Consider the following 17,206-nt stretch of genomic DNA (forward strand, 5'->3'; position numbering starts at 1 on the left):
AGAGTATGAAACGATCATCGCAGCGGGCCTCGATCTGCAGCTGGATTGCCCCGACCTCGCCCTGTCGCGCCATATGCTGTTTACTGATCTGAGCGACGCGGAGTTCGTAAAGATTGCCCATATGCATGTGGAAGCGCTGAACCACGCCCTGTCCGATGTCCCGGCCGATCGCGTGCGGATCCACATCTGTTGGGGCAACTACGAAGGTCCCCACTGCTGCGACATCGCGATGGACAGCGTCTTTGCCCCCTTGATGGCTGCAAAAGCCCGCTATCTGCTGTTTGAAACCTCAAACCCGCGTCACGCACACGAATGGACCGTGTTCCGGGATCGCAAGGCTGAAATCCCAGATGACAAAGTGCTTGTGCCCGGTGTGGTCGACAGCACCACCAACTTTATCGAACACCCAGAGGTCGTGGCCCAGCGGCTCGAACGGTTTACCGGCATCGTCGGCGCCGAGCGTGTGATTGCGGGTTCAGACTGTGGCTTTGGGACGTTCGCAGGGTTCGGCGCGGTTGATCCCGATATCGCCTATGCTAAGTTGAAGGCGCTGTCGGAGGGGGCAGCCTTGGCAGGTCAGCGCCAATGACCCCAGTGCTGATGCTGCCCGGGATGATGTGTGATGCGCGGCTGTTTGCGCCCCAAATCGCCATTTTGTCCCAAAGTGTCCCAGTCAGCATCGCGCCAATCGGGCACAGCGATACCGTGACGTCGCTGGCGGAAACCATATTGGCGCAGGCACCCCCTCGCTTTGCGGTGGCGGGTCTCTCCATGGGCGGCATCCTCGCGATGGAACTGATGCGTCAGGCACCCGAGCGAATTGCGGGCGCGGCCCTGATGGACACCAACCCGCTGGCGGAAACACCCGAGGCCCAGGGGCGTCGTGCGCCTCAGATTGCTGCGGTCCGGGCTGGACGCCTGGCGGAGGTGATGCGCACGGAAATGAAACCAAACTATCTGGCACCTGGCCCTGAAACAGGCGCGATCCTTGATCTTTGCATGGAGATGGCTCTGGATCTGGGGGCTGATGTGTTCATCAATCAATCGCTGGCACTACGTGACCGGCCGGATCAGACAGAGACCTTGCGCCAATTTACAGCGCCCACACTGGTGCTCTGCGGGCAACAGGACACGCTCTGCCCACTGTCGCGCCATGAGCTGATGCATGATCTGCTGCCCAACAGCGAATTGGCCGTCATTGATGGCGCAGGTCATTTGCCGACCCTGGAAAAACCCACTCAAACCACAGCGGCGCTGCTCCGCTGGCTGGAGACCCTATGACACCCACCCTTCTGAAGCTGCTGCGCCGGGTCGACACGCCCACTGTCTGCAACGCAATTGAAGTCGCCGAGGGCAAGCGCGGCTTTGACAGGTTCACGCGCGGGACGATGCTGTCGTCGGCACCCGACAGTGGCGCCATGGTGGGATATGCCCGCACGGCAAAGATCTCTGCACTGGCCCCGCCGGAAGAGCCCAGCGACGTCATCAAAGCCCGGCGCATGGACAATTACCGTCACATGTCCAGTGGCCCCGGCCCCGCGGTTGCGGTGGTCGAAGACGTCGATTTCCCGCATTGCATCGGCGCCTATTGGGGCGAAATCAATACAACGGTTCACAAAGGCTTCGGCCTCAGCGGCGCGCTTACCAATGGGGTGATGCGCGACCTGGGTGACCTGCCGGATGGGTTCCCAGTTGTGGCTGGATCCATCGGCCCCTCTCACGGGTTTGTGCATGTGAAGGAAATCGCCACACCAGTGAGCATCTTTGGTCTGTCCGTAGAAGATGGCGACCTGATCCACGCCGACCGGCATGGGGCGCTTGTCATTCCAACCGAGGTGCTGTCGGAGTTGGAGGCTGCAATCCTGAAGCTACTAGCGACAGAGAAGCTCATATTGGACCCGGCGAAGGCTGACGGTTTCGATTTCGATGCTTTTGAAGTGGCATGGGCCGCCTTTGAGGCCGCGCGCACATGACCACGCGCACATAACCAAAGGTTAACCAAAACTTGGGCCCTGCCGCCTCGGTCCAATTGCCCCTCTCCCACGATGCCTTGGCCCGCGGTCAGGGCCAATCTTCGCGTGTTCGCAAGCGAGCGCGCAGGCCCCGCCCATGTTCCAAACAGGCTCGGCCCGTGTTCGAATGGGTGCTTGTGTGTTGTTTCGCTAAACGAACGGACGCAGAAATCGCCTCCCCCGCGTGCAGAGCAGGGCAATTTCTCCATGCATCACGCAAGAGTGTCGGCAGCGATATAAGTGATTTAAGGCTAGGGGATTTTCACATCAAAATGTAAAATGGTGCGGTCGAGAAGACTCGAACTTCCACTCCGGTTAAGGAACAGCGACCTCAACGCTGCGCGTCTACCAATTCCGCCACGACCGCACTGTCTTGGCTTGATACAGCGGCGTATAAATCAGCCTGATGCGGATGTGAAGATGCAAAATGACCAAAAACAGCGCTTTTGCAGCCGGTTCCACGATCACACAAACAAACGGGGCGCATGAAACCCATGCGCCCCGTTGTAATTTTGGCAGATCAAGCACTTGACCTGATCAAACACTTGGCCTGAACCGATGACTCAATCGGTCGAAAAGGTCGGCAAAGCGGCCGATGTGCTTTGAACCGGAACCGGTGCCACATCACCGGACAGGCCAGCAGCCGCGGCTTTGATCAGCTCCACCCGCTCTGGCTGACCGGGCGCAAAGGCTGGCGCCGCACCAGATTCGAGGGCGGTCACAGCGGTCGCATACCAGTCTTGGGCCTGATCAGTGGACTTGGGCACCCCAAACCCTTGGGCCAAATGGTGGCCGATCAGCTCGGCATAGGGCCGTTGACCGATACCAACCATAATCAACGCGGCCCCAATGGCCACGTCCATGTCATCCCTGCGATAGCCCGAGAACAGGCAAATACCCGCGGTCGTGCCCAGCTGTTCGATGGACATATTGGACTGCAGAACAAATTTCTGCAGATCCGCCATCAAACCCTGCGCTGAGCTGGTGCCGAGTTGCGCCAGGTAGGGCTGAACCGCCGGGCCAAAGGCATCACACTGGCTGTCCACCTGGGCCTGCGAAACGCCTTGGATTTTGGCCGTAAGCTCTTCGCCCGAATTGATGGCATAGGATCGAGCGAGGCAGAACTGCTCCCCTAGCGCCAGTTCCGGATCCTGCAGGTTGGCAGCAGTGACAAAGCCGCCGTTGGAGCTGGTCAGCAGGCTGACCTTGCTGCAATGGCTCGCAAGCGAGGCTTCTGGTGCGGTTGCAACCGGCTGGTCGAACAGCTGGATGGCGGCGAGCCCCTGGCCTGGCGCCGCCGGAGCAGGAGTTGGCGTCGTGGATGCGAGCACAGTGCCGCCGGTTGCAGGGGCTGGCGCTGGTGCGGGCGCAGGCGTCGGCGTGATTGCGGCCTGAACCGGGGCGGTTCCTGCGGACTCGTTCATCCGGCAGACCCCTTGATGACAGGAGAAATTCGCCGTCGTGACACCGCGCGCGATGAAGTCATTGCGCTGATAACCCTGCGGGGTCGAAGCAAACACCATAACAGTACAGTGGGATGCGCCACACCAGAACGAGCTGCCTGATACCGAGGTATCGATCATATAATCGTTCTTGCCGTCGCCATTGAGATCAGCCAACTGCATGAAGCCAGAACGCTGCAGCAGCTGCTCTGCACTTGGCTCGGCGCTGTCGGCGATCTCATCCACTGCCTCACTGACCTCGATGGGCAGCCCGCCATAGCTGCCATAGCTGCGCACGCCTGCGGTACGGACACCTGCAGCCTCATCCCGCCAGACATGCAAAAGACCACGCACGCCGTTCGGGCCCTGCATCGCCTTGATCACCTGCGGACCACCGATCTGGGCCCGACTGTAGGAGGATACGAGGAAATCGCGCTCATTAGGCGTCAGCTGGCCTGTCGCGACGAACCCCATGTGGCCCTGATACTGCGCGATTGCCGCCCGCGATTTGCGCCCCATCACGCCATCTGGCGTCCCGGCTGGAAAGCCGAAGTAGTTCAGTGCGGTTTGCGTTTCCCGGTTTTGCGCCCGCGCTGGCGAATAGCTGCGCTGCCGCGTCACGGTCCGGGACCGATTCTTATTGGCTTCGTTGACGATGACACCGCCAATAATACTTCCCACAAGAGCGGCACCAAGGTTGTCTGCAACGGCAGGCATGGTTCCGGATGTGAGCAGAAATGAAGCTGCTAGTGTCGTTTTAAGTGAATGTGAGAACATGATACGCGCTCCCTATTGATGAAAAACACGATCCACGGTAGCGCAGCAAACAAACTGCTGGCCAGTTAAATCTCCGCTGTTTGGCACAATCAGCAGCAGGAGCGGCAAGAAAGGACTTTTGTCATGGTGGAATGGATCGTCAGCCCAGGACTGACTGGCTACGATGAAGCGGTCGCCTTCATGGAAGAGCGCGTCGCCGGTATTGCGGCAGGCACCCAGGAAGAATGCATCTGGCTGGTCGAGCACCCGCCGCTCTATACCGCTGGTACATCTGCACGCAGCGAAGACCTGACAGATCCGGACCGTTTCCCCGTCTACGACAGCAAACGCGGTGGTCAGTACACCTATCACGGGCCCGGACAGCGTGTGGTTTATGTCATGCTCAACGTTGCGGCGCGTGGCCGAGATGTGCGGTGTTTCGTGCGACAACTGGAACGCTGGGTGATCCTGGCGTTGGACCGCTTCAACGTGACCGGCCATATCCGCGACGGTCGCGTCGGCGTCTGGGTGGAACGCCCCGAAAAGCCCAAGCTGATCAATGGTCAAACCGCAGAGGACAAAATCGCCGCCGTCGGCATCCGCCTGCGCAAATGGGTCAGCTTCCACGGCATTTCTATCAACGTCGAACCGGATCTGGGGCATTTCGACGGCATCGTGCCCTGCGGGATCACAGACTACGGTGTCACCAGCCTTGTGGATCTTGGGCTGCCGGTCACCATGGATGATGTCGATGTCGCGCTGAAACAGTGTTTTGACGTCGCCTTTGCAGAACCTGAAAGCTGCCCGGTGGACTGATCCACTCCCACCTACAACAATCCTGCCTGCGCCAAACACCGCGCAGGCGGATCAAGCGGGCCAACCGAACAGGAACGTCACCTGGCGGCTATCGCTTCATCCTCTTTGAGATGGACATACGGGGCGCTCAGCCCCGGGCGATCTCTTCAACCGCTGACAACACCCAATCCGGCTGGGCATAAAGCAACATGGTCCCTGCCCGCTTGCTGACCCTGAATTGCAGATTGTCTGCGCTGCCAAGCGCGGCCTGCAGCCGCTCAGGCGGCGTGATCGGATCTGCGCCGCCATGCAGATAAATGGCAGGCGCGGCTTTGCCGCAATGGCGCATATCCCGCGGCTTGACCGCCAGCGACAGATCAGCCTCATAGCCCGCACCGCCCTGACGGATCATCGCCTCGTGGCTCTGGGCCAAGAGCGAGGTCAGCGCCGGGTCGTTCAACAACCACTGATCTCCGCTGTTTTCCGGAACTTGGCGCGACACCAACACGTGGGCACCGCGCTTGCGCACACTTCTGCGCCAGCTGCGTACCACGAACGGCAGCATCCGTTTGGCGCCAACAGCGGACATGGCAAGCGCGCGCTGATGTCCCTTTAGTGATGACGCCTCACCAACCGAATGCATGGGCATCGTGGCCCCGACATTGACAACACCGCTGATCTTGTCGCGCAAACACCGTGCCGCGGCGGCGGCAAACAGCGACCCGCTGCGATGCCCGAGCAGAACCGGTCGCTCCAGCTGCTCCTCCTCGATCAGTGTTTCAATTTGCGCCAGTGTCGACGCAAGCTGATCGCCGCGTGGCGAGGCCGCCGCCGATTGACCATAGCCACAGCGAAACGGCGCAAACACCTGCAGGCCACGCGCCCGCAGTGTTCGTTGCAATCTCTGCACCGGGGCGAGCCCATCAAAAATACCATGCAGGAAAATGATGGGCACACCAGCATCGGCACCCAATCGGACATAGTGGCAGGTGCCACCTTTAGGGTCCTGGATATGCCGGTCCGCAGGGCTGCGGCGGCCATTTGCAATCGCCCTATCGCCCGCCGCCTGCCGCATCATATAGGTCAGATAGCGCAGCATATCCGCATAGCTGGTCGCGCCCGTCTTGGCCAACATGGATCCAAGGATCGGCAACTCTGCCGCGCGGCGGGCGCCGGAGGATGTGTGCAGTGCAATCCAACCGTCCGAGGCCAAAAACTGCTTTAGCGTCATGAATTCGGCGGTATCAAACTCAAAGAAGTTGCACAGATACTCGCCGCAGCGATCGCTCCATAATGTGGGCAGCTCTTCGACGAGGAACATCGGCCCCTGACCGCTCGCGCTGTCGTTGCTGAGCCGCTGACAAAGCAGCATCCCTCCGCTCGGCCGTTTCAGCGCTGCCAGTGACGGCCAACGATCTGCAAGCGCGGTCTCCGCCTGCTCAGAGGTCGTGTCACCTGCAAAAAAATCGCGCCATGTCTGACAGTTGCTATCGAAAATACCGAGCTTTTTCTCAACCCAAGGATCCAAAGCTCGGCCGGTCCCAGGCCAGCCAGCAGAGGCATCACAGATCCGGCCATTGGTCCCGATCAGCAGCCAACGGGCCCCCTCTGCTGGCAGATCGGCAGCAAATTCCGCCGCTGCGCCATTCTGCTCTGATCCGCTCAAACGAGAGCGGAGAAACGCGGCACGGGCAAAATGCCGTTGAAACAACTCCCGGCGACCGAGACGCTTTTCCGATAATTGTTGATGGCGCGACCGTGCACTCTGGTCCGCCGCCTCCACTTCGAAGGCGGGGGTAAAATCGCCCAAAGATACCGGCTGTTTGATGGCCAAACGATCACGCCAGGCCGCCGCTCTTTGCTCTCCCAAAAGTGCAGAATAGAGCGCTGCTGCCGCGCTCTCATCAGAGATAAACCCGCTATTTGAAACCCGAGAACAACCAAAGGTTGCTTCCCCCGAGGCTTGGTTGGCTGTTCCCTCTGCCGCCATACGCACGGCCCTCCTCACAAAACAAACGCCAACCTGCCCTCTTCAACCAACCCAAACGCACTGCTGCAGACTAGCCTACAGCAAACGGCGAAGCATGACCTCGCCGCAGCGCAACACAAAACAAAGCGACCCACGCCCGATGGCCAACCATCGAACACGCGTGTTGTGTTCTTCATTTTCATACAAGGCCAAGCCCGCACCTCTCCCAAGGCGGACTGGCGACTTGATCTTAGGACCATCTGGCGTAGAGTCAAACTACAATAAAGTAGTCACGCTTATCAACAAAATATTCGCGTCTAGGTAGTTTTTACAGATGAGCCAAGAACGGACTAGGCCGCGGTTACCGCGGCACGCAAGCGCGCGGCCTGTTCTGCCAACATATCTGGATCCGCCATGATTCCAGGGGGACGCAGCGCATCCCCAGTACGGCGGGGCAGGATATGGAAATGCAGGTGGAACACTTCCTGGCCACCGGCCGCCTCATTGAACTGCTGGACGGTGACGCCGTCGGCTGCGAACACGCCCATGGCCACATTCGCGACCTTTTGCGCCGTCATCATAACCGCTGCGAGCTGCGCGGCATCGGCGTCAAGCAGATTGCGGCAGGGTGTTTTGGGGATCACGAGCATATGCCCATCAGCCCGTGGCATGATGTCCATGAAAACCAATGTCTGCTCGTCTTCGTAGACCCGATGGCAGGGGATTTCACCACGAAGAATTTTCGCAAAAATGTTGTCACTATCGTAAGTCATTGCCACGCGCTTTCTGTTAGGACCCAAACGGCATCCAAAACCTGCTGTTGAATGCGATGGTTTTGTCGGGGTGCGCCGCTTCGGTCAAGTCCACAGATTGACAAATTGACGCACCCCCTTCCAAAGCAGGACGTTAATATTTGCCGACCCGCTTGAACCAAAACCGCCCAAAAGACCCCCAAGCGCGCGTTTCAGGGGCTGTTGGCACCCCGGATGAAGCCAGGCGCCGCGTTTTTGGCCCATTTGCGACCCGCACGGTGTTCAGATGTGTAAACGCAAAGAACCCATAGCAAGAACCCCGCGACAATTAATCTTGATACAGATCAAACTCCACCATTGAAGGCCCGTACCGAGCAAACTAAAAACCTACGTGAGTCTAGACCCAGCCGCCTGCGGTTTCTTGGGTCTATCGTTATGCAACAGGAGGCACCTTTAATGGCAGATGCAGCCATTCATGGTCACGGCCACGAAGACCAGCGCGGATTTTTCACCCGCTGGTTCATGAGCACGAACCATAAGGATATCGGCATTCTCTACCTGATCGTTTCGGCGATCGCAGGTTTCATCTCCGTCGCGTTCACCGTTTACATGCGGCTTGAACTGATGGATCCCGGCGTTCAGTACATGTGCGGCGAAGGCGCGCGTCTTTTCGCGGATCCGTCCGCGACCTGTACGCCAAACGGGCACCTTTGGAACGTTCTGATCACCGCGCACGGCATTTTGATGATGTTCTTCGTGGTCATCCCGGCACTGTTCGGCGGCTTCGGCAACTACTTCATGCCGCTGCAGATCGGTGCACCGGACATGGCGTTCCCACGTATGAACAACCTGTCCTTCTGGACCTATGTCGCAGGCACCTCGCTGGCGGTGGCGTCCGTGATGGCCCCAGGTGGCAACGGCCAATTGGGTTCAGGCGTGGGCTGGGTTCTCTACCCACCGCTGTCGACCAATGAAGGTGGTTACTCAATGGACCTCGCAATCTTTGCGGTCCACGTATCTGGCGCGTCTTCGATCCTGGGTGCGATCAACATGATCACCACCTTCCTGAACATGCGCGCACCAGGCATGACCCTGTTCAAAGTGCCGCTGTTTGCATGGTCGATCTTCGTCACATCCTGGCTGATCCTGTTGTCCCTGCCGGTTCTGGCGGGCGCGATCACCATGCTGCTGATGGACCGCAACTTCGGTTTCACCTTCTTTGATCCAGCAGGCGGCGGTGACCCGATCCTCTATCAGCACATCCTGTGGTTCTTCGGCCACCCGGAAGTGTACATCGTGATTTTGCCAGGCTTCGGCATCATCAGCCACGTGATTGCGACCTTCTCCCGCAAACCAGTCTTCGGCTACCTGCCGATGGTTTGGGCGATCATCGCCATCGGCGTGCTGGGCTTCGTAGTTTGGGCGCACCACATGTACACCGTGGGCATGTCCCTGAACCAGCAGGCCTACTTCATGCTGGCAACCATGGTCATTGCGGTTCCAACCGGGGTCAAAGTGTTCTCATGGATCGCCACGATGTGGGGCGGCTCGATCGAGTTCAAGGCACCTATGATGTTTGCGTTCGGCTTCCTGTTCCTGTTCACCGTTGGTGGTGTGACTGGCGTGGTGCTGTCGCAGGCCTCCGTGGACCGTGCGTACCATGACACATACTATGTTGTGGCACACTTCCACTACGTGATGAGCCTTGGTGCGGTCTTTGCGATCTTTGCTGGTGTCTACTTCTACTTCGGCAAAATGACCGGTCGTCAGTACTCCGAACTGGGCGCACAGATCCACTTCTGGATGTTCTTCATAGGCGCAAACCTGACCTTCTTCCCCCAGCACTTCCTGGGCCGTCAGGGCATGCCGCGCCGTTACATCGATTACCCGGAAGGGTTTGCATATTGGAACAAGATCTCGTCCTACGGCGCGTTCCTGTCCTTCGCATCCTTCATCCTGTTCTTCGGTGTTGTGATCTACTCGCTGCTGCGCGGCGCACGGATTACCCAGAACAACTACTGGAACGAATATGCCGACACGCTGGAGTGGACACTGCCCTCTCCGCCGCCAGAGCATACGTTCGAAATCCTGCCAAAGCAGGAAGAGTGGGACCGCTCCCATTCTCACTAAGAGCTCTTAGAGTATAAACATAGAGGCCCCGCACCACGCTGTGCGGGGCCTTTTTTCATCTCACACCTCGACCCCTGGCAACCGTCCTTTCGACCCTTGCAAAAGCTACAATTTCCCCCACCCCGAAGGCTGGACACCACAAGCCAAAGGGCTAATTTCGCGTCATGCCGTATCAATGGACATCAGAGCAAACCGACCCGGTGCAGGAAATGCACCTATGGCCGCACCAGTCGCTGCCGCCGGAAGGCTATGCGCGCTTCATCCTTCTCTTCGCGGCATTGATCACGATCCCAATCATCCCCCTGCTTGGCAGTCTGGTGCTATGGGGCGTGCTGCCGTTTGTTGCGGGGATTGTGTTTGCCGTAAAATGGGCATTGGATCGCAGCCGCAAGGACCGGCAAATCATCGAAGTTCTGCGTCTCGACGGCGAAGAGGCCCACCTGGAACGGGTTGATAAGACAGGCACGCAAAGCTGGCGGTGCAACCGCTACTGGACCAAGGTCGAAATGCACCAGGCAGATGGGCCGGTGCCCCACTATGTCACCCTGCGTGGCAGCGGGCGCGAGGTGGAAATCGGCGCTTTCCTCTCGGAAGAGGAACGCCTGGCGCTGTATGACGATTTGCAAACGGCCTTTCGCAAGCCAAGCTGATCAATGCCTCTTTGACAGCACCAATTGTCCCCGCTAAGAGTGCTGCATGTTTGATCTGCGCCTGACCTCTTCGTCTTTTTATTATTCGCCGTTTTCATAACGGCGGCTGCAGCTTCTTATTTTGATGTCTTACCGCCGCGATATGGCGGTTTGAAATGACATCGGTCTTCTCCATCAGCATCGCGGCCCCAGCGGAGCCTTTTGCGGATGTCCTCTCTACCCTCCTTCACAGCGGCCAAACCAGCCGTCGGACTGATCGGTTTTGGTGCGTTTGGGCGCCTGATCGCCAGTCATCTTGTCCCGTTTACGGGCGTTACCGTTTATGACCCAACCCAGCCCACCACAGGCGTCGACTGTGCAACCGGCGCGGGGTTCGCACCAATTGAAACGGTCTGCACCTGTGATGTGGTGATCCTGGCGACCCCGGTCCGCGAGATTGCTGCCATCTGTCGCCGCATCGCGCCTCATCTGGCGGCGGGCACCACTGTGATCGATGTGGGATCCGTGAAAATGCGCCCGGCCCAAGACATGCAGGACAATCTGCCCGCCAATATCAATCTGATCGGAACCCATCCCCTGTTCGGGCCGCAAAGCGCCAAAGACGGTCTATCCGGCCATCAGATCGCGCTCTGCCCCTTACGCGGTTCCTCTCACGGTCGCATTGCGGCGGTGTTGCGCCGGGTGTTCGGGCTCAAAATCATCTGGACAACGCCAGAACAACACGACCGGGATGTGGCGACGGTGCAAGGGCTGACCCATCTGATTTCCCGGTCGCTGGCTGAGATCCTGCCAACGGACCTGCGGCTTACAACCGTCAGTTTTGATCGGTTGTTGCAAGCACAGGAGATGGTCCGCGAAGATGCCCCTGCGGTGCTGGAGACGATCCTGCAGGACAATCCCTTCGCAGCCGAGGTCAGAGACGCATTCTTGGCCTCTGCCTCTGATCTGTCGGCTCAATACCGCTGCCGCGGGGCAGGTCCGAACGGAGCGGAGCCAGATGTCGCAGCGCCAACTGGGTCAACGACAAAGAGCCTGCAATATTAGCAGTTGCCGCCTTGGCACAGCTGGTCTTTCACCATGGGGCCAACTTTGCCAAAATCCATTTGGCCGGTGTACTTGCCTTTCAGCGCGCCCATGACTTTGCCCATGTCACGGATCGACTCGGCCCCTGTTTCGGCAACCGCAGCTTTGACCGCTGCACCGATCTCATCATCGTTGAGCTGCTTGGGCAGGAACTCTTCGATGATGGTGATTTCGCCCAGCTCTCTTTCGGCCAGATCCAAGCGACCGCCTTCTTCATAGGCGCGCGCGCTTTCCTTGCGTTGCTTGGTCATTTTGCCAAGAATTGCAACGACTTCAGCATCACCAATGCTGCCGCTTTCGCCATCAATGCGTTCAGCGATTTCACGATCTTTGATTGCAGCGTTGATCAGGCGCAAGGTGGCCAATCGATTGGCCTCCCGGTCTTTCATGGCCTGTTTAAGGGCCTGATTGACCCGAGTTCGCGTATCCATTTATCAGTCCATTTCCACGGAGTCGGAACCAGGATCTTTACCCAAAGGGCGGATCCAATTCAAGTTACCCCAAAAGACTGACGCAAAGGCAGCTGCTCAGTCCGGTGGAGAGCAGGGTAAGACAGCAGGTGCAGGGGCCGACACAGACCTGGGGGACGCCAACTTGCGGCGATAGCTTTCTGGGGCAGTTGGGCCGGTTTCCCCCCTTGGCGCACTTGACGCACCCACCCCCTCCCCTTACAAGCCCATGAATTTTGCCCAGATTGGAGAGTCGCGCCATGGCCGATACCGTCCCGCCCAAACCCACCGCATGTTTGGCGCTAGCTGATGGCACTGTGTTTTACGGAAATGGCTTTGGCGCCCACGGCGAAACAGTCGCAGAGCTGTGCTTCAACACGGCAATGACCGGCTACCAGGAAATCATGACCGACCCGTCTTATGCCGGGCAGATCGTAACGTTCACCTTCCCCCACATCGGCAACACCGGCGTCACACCGGAAGACGACGAAACCGCTGATCCCGTGGCGGCTGGCATGGTGGTGAAATGGGACCCGACCCTGTCATCAAACTGGCGCGCTACGGATGAGCTGAAAACCTGGCTGACCCGCACGGGCCGGATTGCCATCGGTGGTATCGACACCCGTCGCCTGACCCGCGCCATCCGACAGCAAGGCTCGCCCCATGTGGCGCTGGCGCATAATCCCGACGGCGAATTCGATGTCGAAGCGCTGGTGGCAAAGGCGCGCGATTGGTCCGGCCTCGAAGGGCTCGACCTCGCCAAGGATGTGACCTGCGCCCAAAGCTACCGCTGGGATGAAATGCGGTGGGCCTGGCCCGATGGCTACACCCGTCAAAGCGCGCCAAAGCATAAAGTCGTGGCGCTGGACTATGGCGCGAAACGCAACATCCTGCGCTGCCTCGCCTCTGCGGGCTGCGATGTCACTGTTCTGCCCGCAACAGCCACCGCCGCCGAGGTGCTGGCCCACAACCCGGATGGGGTGTTTTTGTCCAATGGTCCGGGCGATCCAGCAGCGACCGGCGAATACGCCGTACCGATGATCAAGGAAATCCTCGACACCACCGAACTGCCGGTGTTCGGCATCTGCCTTGGCCACCAGATGCTCGCGCTCGCGCTTGGCGGCAAGACCGTGAAAATGAACCACGGCCACCACGGCGCCAACCACCCGGTGAAGGAAAACGCCACCGGCAAGGTCGAAATCACCTCGATGAACCACGGTTTCGCCGTCGATTCCCAGAGCCTTCCAGAGCATGTAGAAGAGACCCATGTGTCGCTGTTTGACGGCTCCAACTGTGGCATCCGGATGAAGGACCGCCCGGTTTATTCGGTGCAACATCACCCCGAAGCGAGCCCCGGTCCGCAGGACAGCTTCTATCTGTTTGAGCGTTTTGCCGAAGCAATGCAGGCGCAAAAGTCAGCTTAATCAGTAAGCTCATAATAAACATACCGCAAAAAATCGACTCCCGTGGCGCGGCTTTGCCATGGGAGTCAATCGCTTGGGATTCCCATTAACCAAAAATCCCTTGCCCGAATCTGCACGCGCGAAAACTGTTTTCGCATGCCTGAACACAACCTGAACCTGATAAAACTCGTTCCGCCCCTGCGTAAAACACCCGCGAGTGAAACGCTCGAACAGAGCCTCATCCGCGATCATGCCGTGCGCAAAGATCATATGATGCGGGCTTTGGTGCTGCGGCAACATCAGCGCGCTCCAATCGAACGCATTCTGCAAACACAGGGCTGGGCCAGCGAAGATCAACTGCTGGCCGCACGATCCACGCACAGCGGCATTCCCAAAGTTGACCTGACCGGCCATCGCGTGCAGGCGCGGTTGATCGCCCGCCGCTCCGCACGTTTCTGGTTGCGCCATCAGGCCATTCCCTGGATGCAACTGGGCCGCACCGTGGTGATCGCCATCGCAGATCCCGAAGGCTACGAACGGCTGTGCAAAGAACTTGCTGGCAGTTTCGACAGTGTGATGCCCGTCCTGGGCAGCGAGAGCCAGATCATCGCCCTGTTGACGGATCATTTTCGCGACGAGTTGGCACAACAGGCCAGCCGCCAGGTGCCATTGCCCTACAGCTGTCGCACGATGCGCCGCCTGCGGTGGAGCGATACACCCGCGCTGTTGGCTTTGGGGCTGCTGGTTGCGCTTGCGATCTGGCCGCGCGAGGTCTTCACACTCCTGTGCGGTGTCGCCCTGCTGAGCCTCGTGTCATTCATCATTCTGAAATGCGCCGGATTTGTCTCCCACCTGCAGGCCCAGCGCCAGCGCGCGCAGATCCAGCCCAATATCGCTGCCGCAACCCAGGCCCCATCCGCGAAACAACCGCTGCGCCCGCTGTTGCAGGTTCAGGATCTGCCGACGCCACACCGGCTGCCACATATCTCGGTTCTGGTGCCGCTTTACAAAGAAGCAGAGATTGGCCGCGCCCTATTGCGCCGTCTGTGCCAGCTCACCTATCCGCGCAGCCTGCTGGAGGTGTTGCTGGTCCTGGAAGAGCACGATGATGTCACCCGACAGGCCCTACAATGCGCCGATCTGCCCGACTGGTTCAAAGTGATCGAGGTTCCGGCTCATGGCGGGCTGACAACCAAACCGCGGGCGATGAACTATGCGCTGAATTTCTGCCGCGGCGATATCATCGGGGTGTGGGACGCCGAAGATGCCCCGGAACCCGACCAGCTGGAACATGTGGGGCTGACCTTTGCCCAGGCCGACGGCAATCTGGCCTGTCTGCAAGGGGCGCTGGATTACTACAACCCCGGCGAAAACTGGATCGCCCGCTGTTTCACATTGGAATATGCCAGCTGGTTTCGCATCGTCCTGCCCGGTATTGCCCGCCTCGGCCTGGTTGTGCCCCTGGGTGGCACCACGATGTTTGTGCGCCGGGACATCCTTGAACAGCTTGGCGGTTGGGACGCCCACAACGTCACCGAAGATGCAGATCTGGGGGTGCGCCTGTCACGGCTGGGTTACAGGACCGAAATGCTGCCCACCACCACCTATGAGGAGGCCAACTGCCGCCCTTGGGCCTGGGTCAAACAACGCTCGCGCTGGCTGAAAGGGTTCATGATCACTTATCTGGTGCATATGCGCAGACCCACGGTTTTGTTGCGAGAGGTCGGGCTGCGCAGGTTTCTGGGGCTGCAGGCCTTCTTTCTTGGCACCGTTGGGCAATTTCTGTTGGCCCCGTGTCTGTGGACCTTCTGGCTGATTGCATTTGGCCTGCCCCATCCCAGTGCGCCGGTCCTGCCCGCAGGCGCGCCCTTGCTGGCTGCCGCGGCGTTGGTGTTCTTCGAACTGCTTGGCATCGTGATCGCGATCACCGCCGCCTTTGCCTCCGGTCGTCGCCGTCTGGCGGTCTGGGCACCAACGATGATGCTGTATTTTCCGCTCGGGGTGCTGGCCGTCTACAAGGCGCTTTATGAGCTGACCTGCAAACCGTTTTTCTGGGACAAAACAGCCCATGGCTCCGCCAACGGGCCAAAGCGCCGGAAATCGCGACTGTTCGGGATCTGAGCCAGCCCCACTAGGGCTCTGGTTCAGACTCTGGCCAAAATATCGGCTCAGTTCTTGATCCGGTCGCCCGCATCCTGTTTCAACCGCGTCATGAACGCCACAGAGATATGGTTCTTCAGCGCTGTCGAGGCCCGTTCTTCGTCGCGGGCAGCGATGGCATCAACGATGGATTTATGCTCTTCCTGCGCGATCAACCCCCGGCCTTCCGCCGCCAGCGAGGTGGTGGCCATAAGCGCCATTGTACGATGCACGAGGTTGAGCTGCTGCACCAGATACCGGTTGTGCGAGGCCAGATGGATCTGTTCGTGAAAACGCCGGTTGGCTTTGGACAATTCCGTTGGATTATCAACCAAAGCGTCATCCGCCTCGGTCATATCCTGCAGGACCTGAATTTCCTCTTCGGTGGCATGTCTCGCGGCCAATTGTGCTGCCAACCCCTCCAACTCGCGCCGCACCACATAAAGCTCGGCCATCTGGTTGTGATCCAGCGATGCCACGATCAAGGACCGCCCATCCCGTTCCAGCAAGGACTGCGTTTCCAAACGCTGCAACGCTTCCCGGATCGGGGTCCGCGAAACGCCAAAACGCTCGGCCAGGTCGCTTTCGACCAGCCGGTCCCCCGGACGGTACACACCGACATCGATCGCTTCCAAAATCAGCGCATAGGCATCGGTCTGGTTGCTATTCCTTGTCACGCTCTCGGGATCCTTGGATTGTTCGCCTCATTTGTCTACAAGCCGCGGCGTGGCCCGATCAACCCTGGTGACGGCTCGACCGCAAAAAACTCCGCCGCTGCGGTCAGATAGACCATTGGCTTTCTGTCATAGGGCTCTAACTGACGCACAACCCATTCTTTCAATTGCGCAAAGGCTCTCGTACCCGCCCATGGTCTCTCAACACTTCGCTCATGTCCGCCACTGGGTCTTTGACCTGGACAATACGCTCTACCATCCCTCTGTGCGGCTGTTTGATCAGATCGAAGTCAAGATGAAAGACTACGTGATGACCACGTTGGGCGTTGATGAACACAAGGCCGACCAACTGCGTGAAGACTACTGGCGCAATCACGGCACCACGCTTGCCGGGCTGATGGCCAATCACGACATCGACCCGGACCCGTTCCTTGTGGATGTCCATGACATCAATTTCGACCAGCTGCAGCCCGATCCCCTGCTTGCGGACCGGATCAAGGCGCTGCCCGGAAAGCGGATCATCTAAACCAACGGCACAGCCCCCTACGCCGAACGGGTCCTGGAGGCCCGTGGGCTCAGCGGGTGTTTTGATGCGATCTTTGGCGTCGAACATGCCAACTACCGCCCAAAACCCGAGCGCGAGGCCTTTGACATCGTTTTTGCCAAAGCGGATGTGGTTCCCGGCACCGCCGCAATGTTCGAAGATGACGTGCGCAATCTCGAAGCGCCCCATCAGATGGGCATGCGCACAGTCCATGTGGCCCCCACAGCCGTGAGCGAGGCACATATTCACCATCACACAGATGATCTGACGGCGTTTCTCGACCAGATCTGACAGCGGGAACCTGCACGTGGTGCGCATCCTGTCGCACCCCCTGTGGCGCGCCGCCGCAGTGGCCTTACGCCGCTTTGGCAAAGTTACATATACCGGTCATCTTTAGGTTCGCTCACA

At 59.1% G+C, this 17,206-nt stretch carries 13 protein-coding genes, 1 tRNA gene and 2 pseudogenes; 10 read left to right on the forward strand and 6 right to left on the reverse strand.

The window, feature by feature from the left end; all coding sequences use genetic code 11:
* From Q0C28_RS11090 to Q0C28_RS11100, 3 genes and pseudogenes are all read left to right on the forward strand, one after another.
* Nucleotides 1-589 (forward strand): annotated as a pseudogene (locus Q0C28_RS11090) (epoxyalkane--coenzyme M transferase); the annotation flags it as partial.
* Nucleotides 586-1,281 (forward strand): alpha/beta hydrolase, encoded by a 696-nt coding sequence (locus Q0C28_RS11095; RefSeq protein ID WP_293575760.1) that lies wholly within the window; start codon nt 586-588, stop codon nt 1,279-1,281. The pseudogene Q0C28_RS11090 and the gene Q0C28_RS11095, both read left to right, overlap by 4 nt.
* The gene (locus Q0C28_RS11100; RefSeq protein ID WP_293575762.1) at nt 1,278-1,973 is read left to right on the forward strand and encodes an RraA family protein; all 696 of its coding nucleotides are present in this window, start codon (nt 1,278-1,280) and stop codon (nt 1,971-1,973) included. The genes Q0C28_RS11095 and Q0C28_RS11100 overlap by 4 nt, the downstream gene beginning before the upstream one ends.
* Nucleotides 1,974-2,292: 319 nt before the next feature.
* On the opposite strand, the gene Q0C28_RS11105 is transcribed toward Q0C28_RS11100, so the two are convergent.
* Together Q0C28_RS11105 and Q0C28_RS11110 are read right to left on the reverse strand one after the other, a co-directional pair.
* Nucleotides 2,293-2,379 (reverse strand) — tRNA-Leu (locus Q0C28_RS11105).
* 196 nt (nt 2,380-2,575) lie between these two features.
* A complete protein-coding gene (locus tag Q0C28_RS11110) occupies nt 2,576-4,231 on the reverse strand; it encodes a peptidoglycan-binding domain-containing protein (RefSeq protein WP_293575764.1) in 1,656 nt (551 codons plus the stop codon).
* Nucleotides 4,232-4,300: 69 nt separating this feature from the next.
* Here Q0C28_RS11110 and lipB point away from each other — a divergent pair, with 69 nt between their 5' ends.
* A complete protein-coding gene (lipB, locus tag Q0C28_RS11115) occupies nt 4,301-5,026 on the forward strand; it encodes a lipoyl(octanoyl) transferase LipB (RefSeq protein ID WP_293575812.1) in 726 nt (241 codons plus the stop codon).
* A 127-nt stretch (nt 5,027-5,153) separates the two neighbouring features.
* Here lipB and Q0C28_RS11120 read toward each other — a convergent pair whose 3' ends face one another.
* Together Q0C28_RS11120 and Q0C28_RS11125 are read right to left on the reverse strand one after the other, a co-directional pair.
* Nucleotides 5,154-6,995: an alpha/beta fold hydrolase gene (locus Q0C28_RS11120; protein ID WP_293575766.1), complete on the reverse strand. Its 1,842-nt coding sequence runs from the start codon at nt 6,993-6,995 to the stop codon at nt 5,154-5,156.
* A gap of 329 nt (nt 6,996-7,324) precedes the next feature.
* Complete coding sequence (locus Q0C28_RS11125; protein ID WP_293575768.1) at nt 7,325-7,747, reverse strand: HIT family protein; 423 nt, start codon at nt 7,745-7,747, stop codon at nt 7,325-7,327.
* Nucleotides 7,748-8,182: 435 nt separating this feature from the next.
* On the opposite strand from Q0C28_RS11125, the gene ctaD reads away from it, so the two are divergent.
* The 3 genes from ctaD to Q0C28_RS11140 all read left to right on the forward strand — a co-directional run bounded on the left by ctaD (nt 8,183) and on the right by Q0C28_RS11140 (nt 11,550).
* The gene (ctaD, locus tag Q0C28_RS11130; protein WP_293575770.1) at nt 8,183-9,856 is read left to right on the forward strand and encodes a cytochrome c oxidase subunit I; all 1,674 of its coding nucleotides are present in this window, start codon (nt 8,183-8,185) and stop codon (nt 9,854-9,856) included.
* A 164-nt stretch (nt 9,857-10,020) separates the two neighbouring features.
* Nucleotides 10,021-10,506, forward strand: a complete 486-nt coding sequence (locus Q0C28_RS11135) for a DUF2244 domain-containing protein (protein ID WP_293575772.1) — start codon at nt 10,021-10,023, stop codon at nt 10,504-10,506.
* A gap of 207 nt (nt 10,507-10,713) precedes the next feature.
* On the forward strand, nt 10,714-11,550 hold the full coding sequence (locus tag Q0C28_RS11140) for a prephenate dehydrogenase (protein ID WP_293575774.1): 837 nt from the start codon (nt 10,714-10,716) through the stop codon (nt 11,548-11,550).
* Here the strand turns inward: Q0C28_RS11140 and Q0C28_RS11145 are convergent.
* On the reverse strand, nt 11,547-12,020 hold the full coding sequence (locus Q0C28_RS11145) for a GatB/YqeY domain-containing protein (protein ID WP_293575776.1): 474 nt from the start codon (nt 12,018-12,020) through the stop codon (nt 11,547-11,549). The two genes, Q0C28_RS11140 and Q0C28_RS11145, sit on opposite strands and share 4 nt — an antisense overlap.
* A 278-nt stretch (nt 12,021-12,298) precedes the next feature.
* Here Q0C28_RS11145 and carA point away from each other — a divergent pair, with 278 nt between their 5' ends.
* Nucleotides 12,299-13,462, forward strand: a complete 1,164-nt coding sequence (carA, locus tag Q0C28_RS11150) for a glutamine-hydrolyzing carbamoyl-phosphate synthase small subunit (protein WP_293575778.1) — start codon at nt 12,299-12,301, stop codon at nt 13,460-13,462.
* Nucleotides 13,463-13,597: 135 nt separating this feature from the next.
* Nucleotides 13,598-15,562, forward strand: coding sequence for a glycosyltransferase (locus Q0C28_RS11155; protein WP_293575780.1), 1,965 nt, complete (start codon nt 13,598-13,600; stop codon nt 15,560-15,562).
* Between the two features lie 47 nt (nt 15,563-15,609).
* Here Q0C28_RS11155 and Q0C28_RS11160 read toward each other — a convergent pair whose 3' ends face one another.
* Nucleotides 15,610-16,257 (reverse strand): GntR family transcriptional regulator, encoded by a 648-nt coding sequence (locus Q0C28_RS11160; RefSeq protein ID WP_293575782.1) that lies wholly within the window; start codon nt 16,255-16,257, stop codon nt 15,610-15,612.
* Nucleotides 16,258-16,447: 190 nt separating this feature from the next.
* Between Q0C28_RS11160 and Q0C28_RS11165 the strand changes: the two are divergent.
* Nucleotides 16,448-17,089 (forward strand): annotated as a pseudogene (locus tag Q0C28_RS11165) (pyrimidine 5'-nucleotidase).
* Nucleotides 17,090-17,206 lie beyond the last annotated feature (117 nt).

It is taken from the genome of Phaeobacter sp., assembly GCF_022825805.1.
GTDB lineage: Bacteria > Pseudomonadota > Alphaproteobacteria > Rhodobacterales > Rhodobacteraceae > Phaeobacter.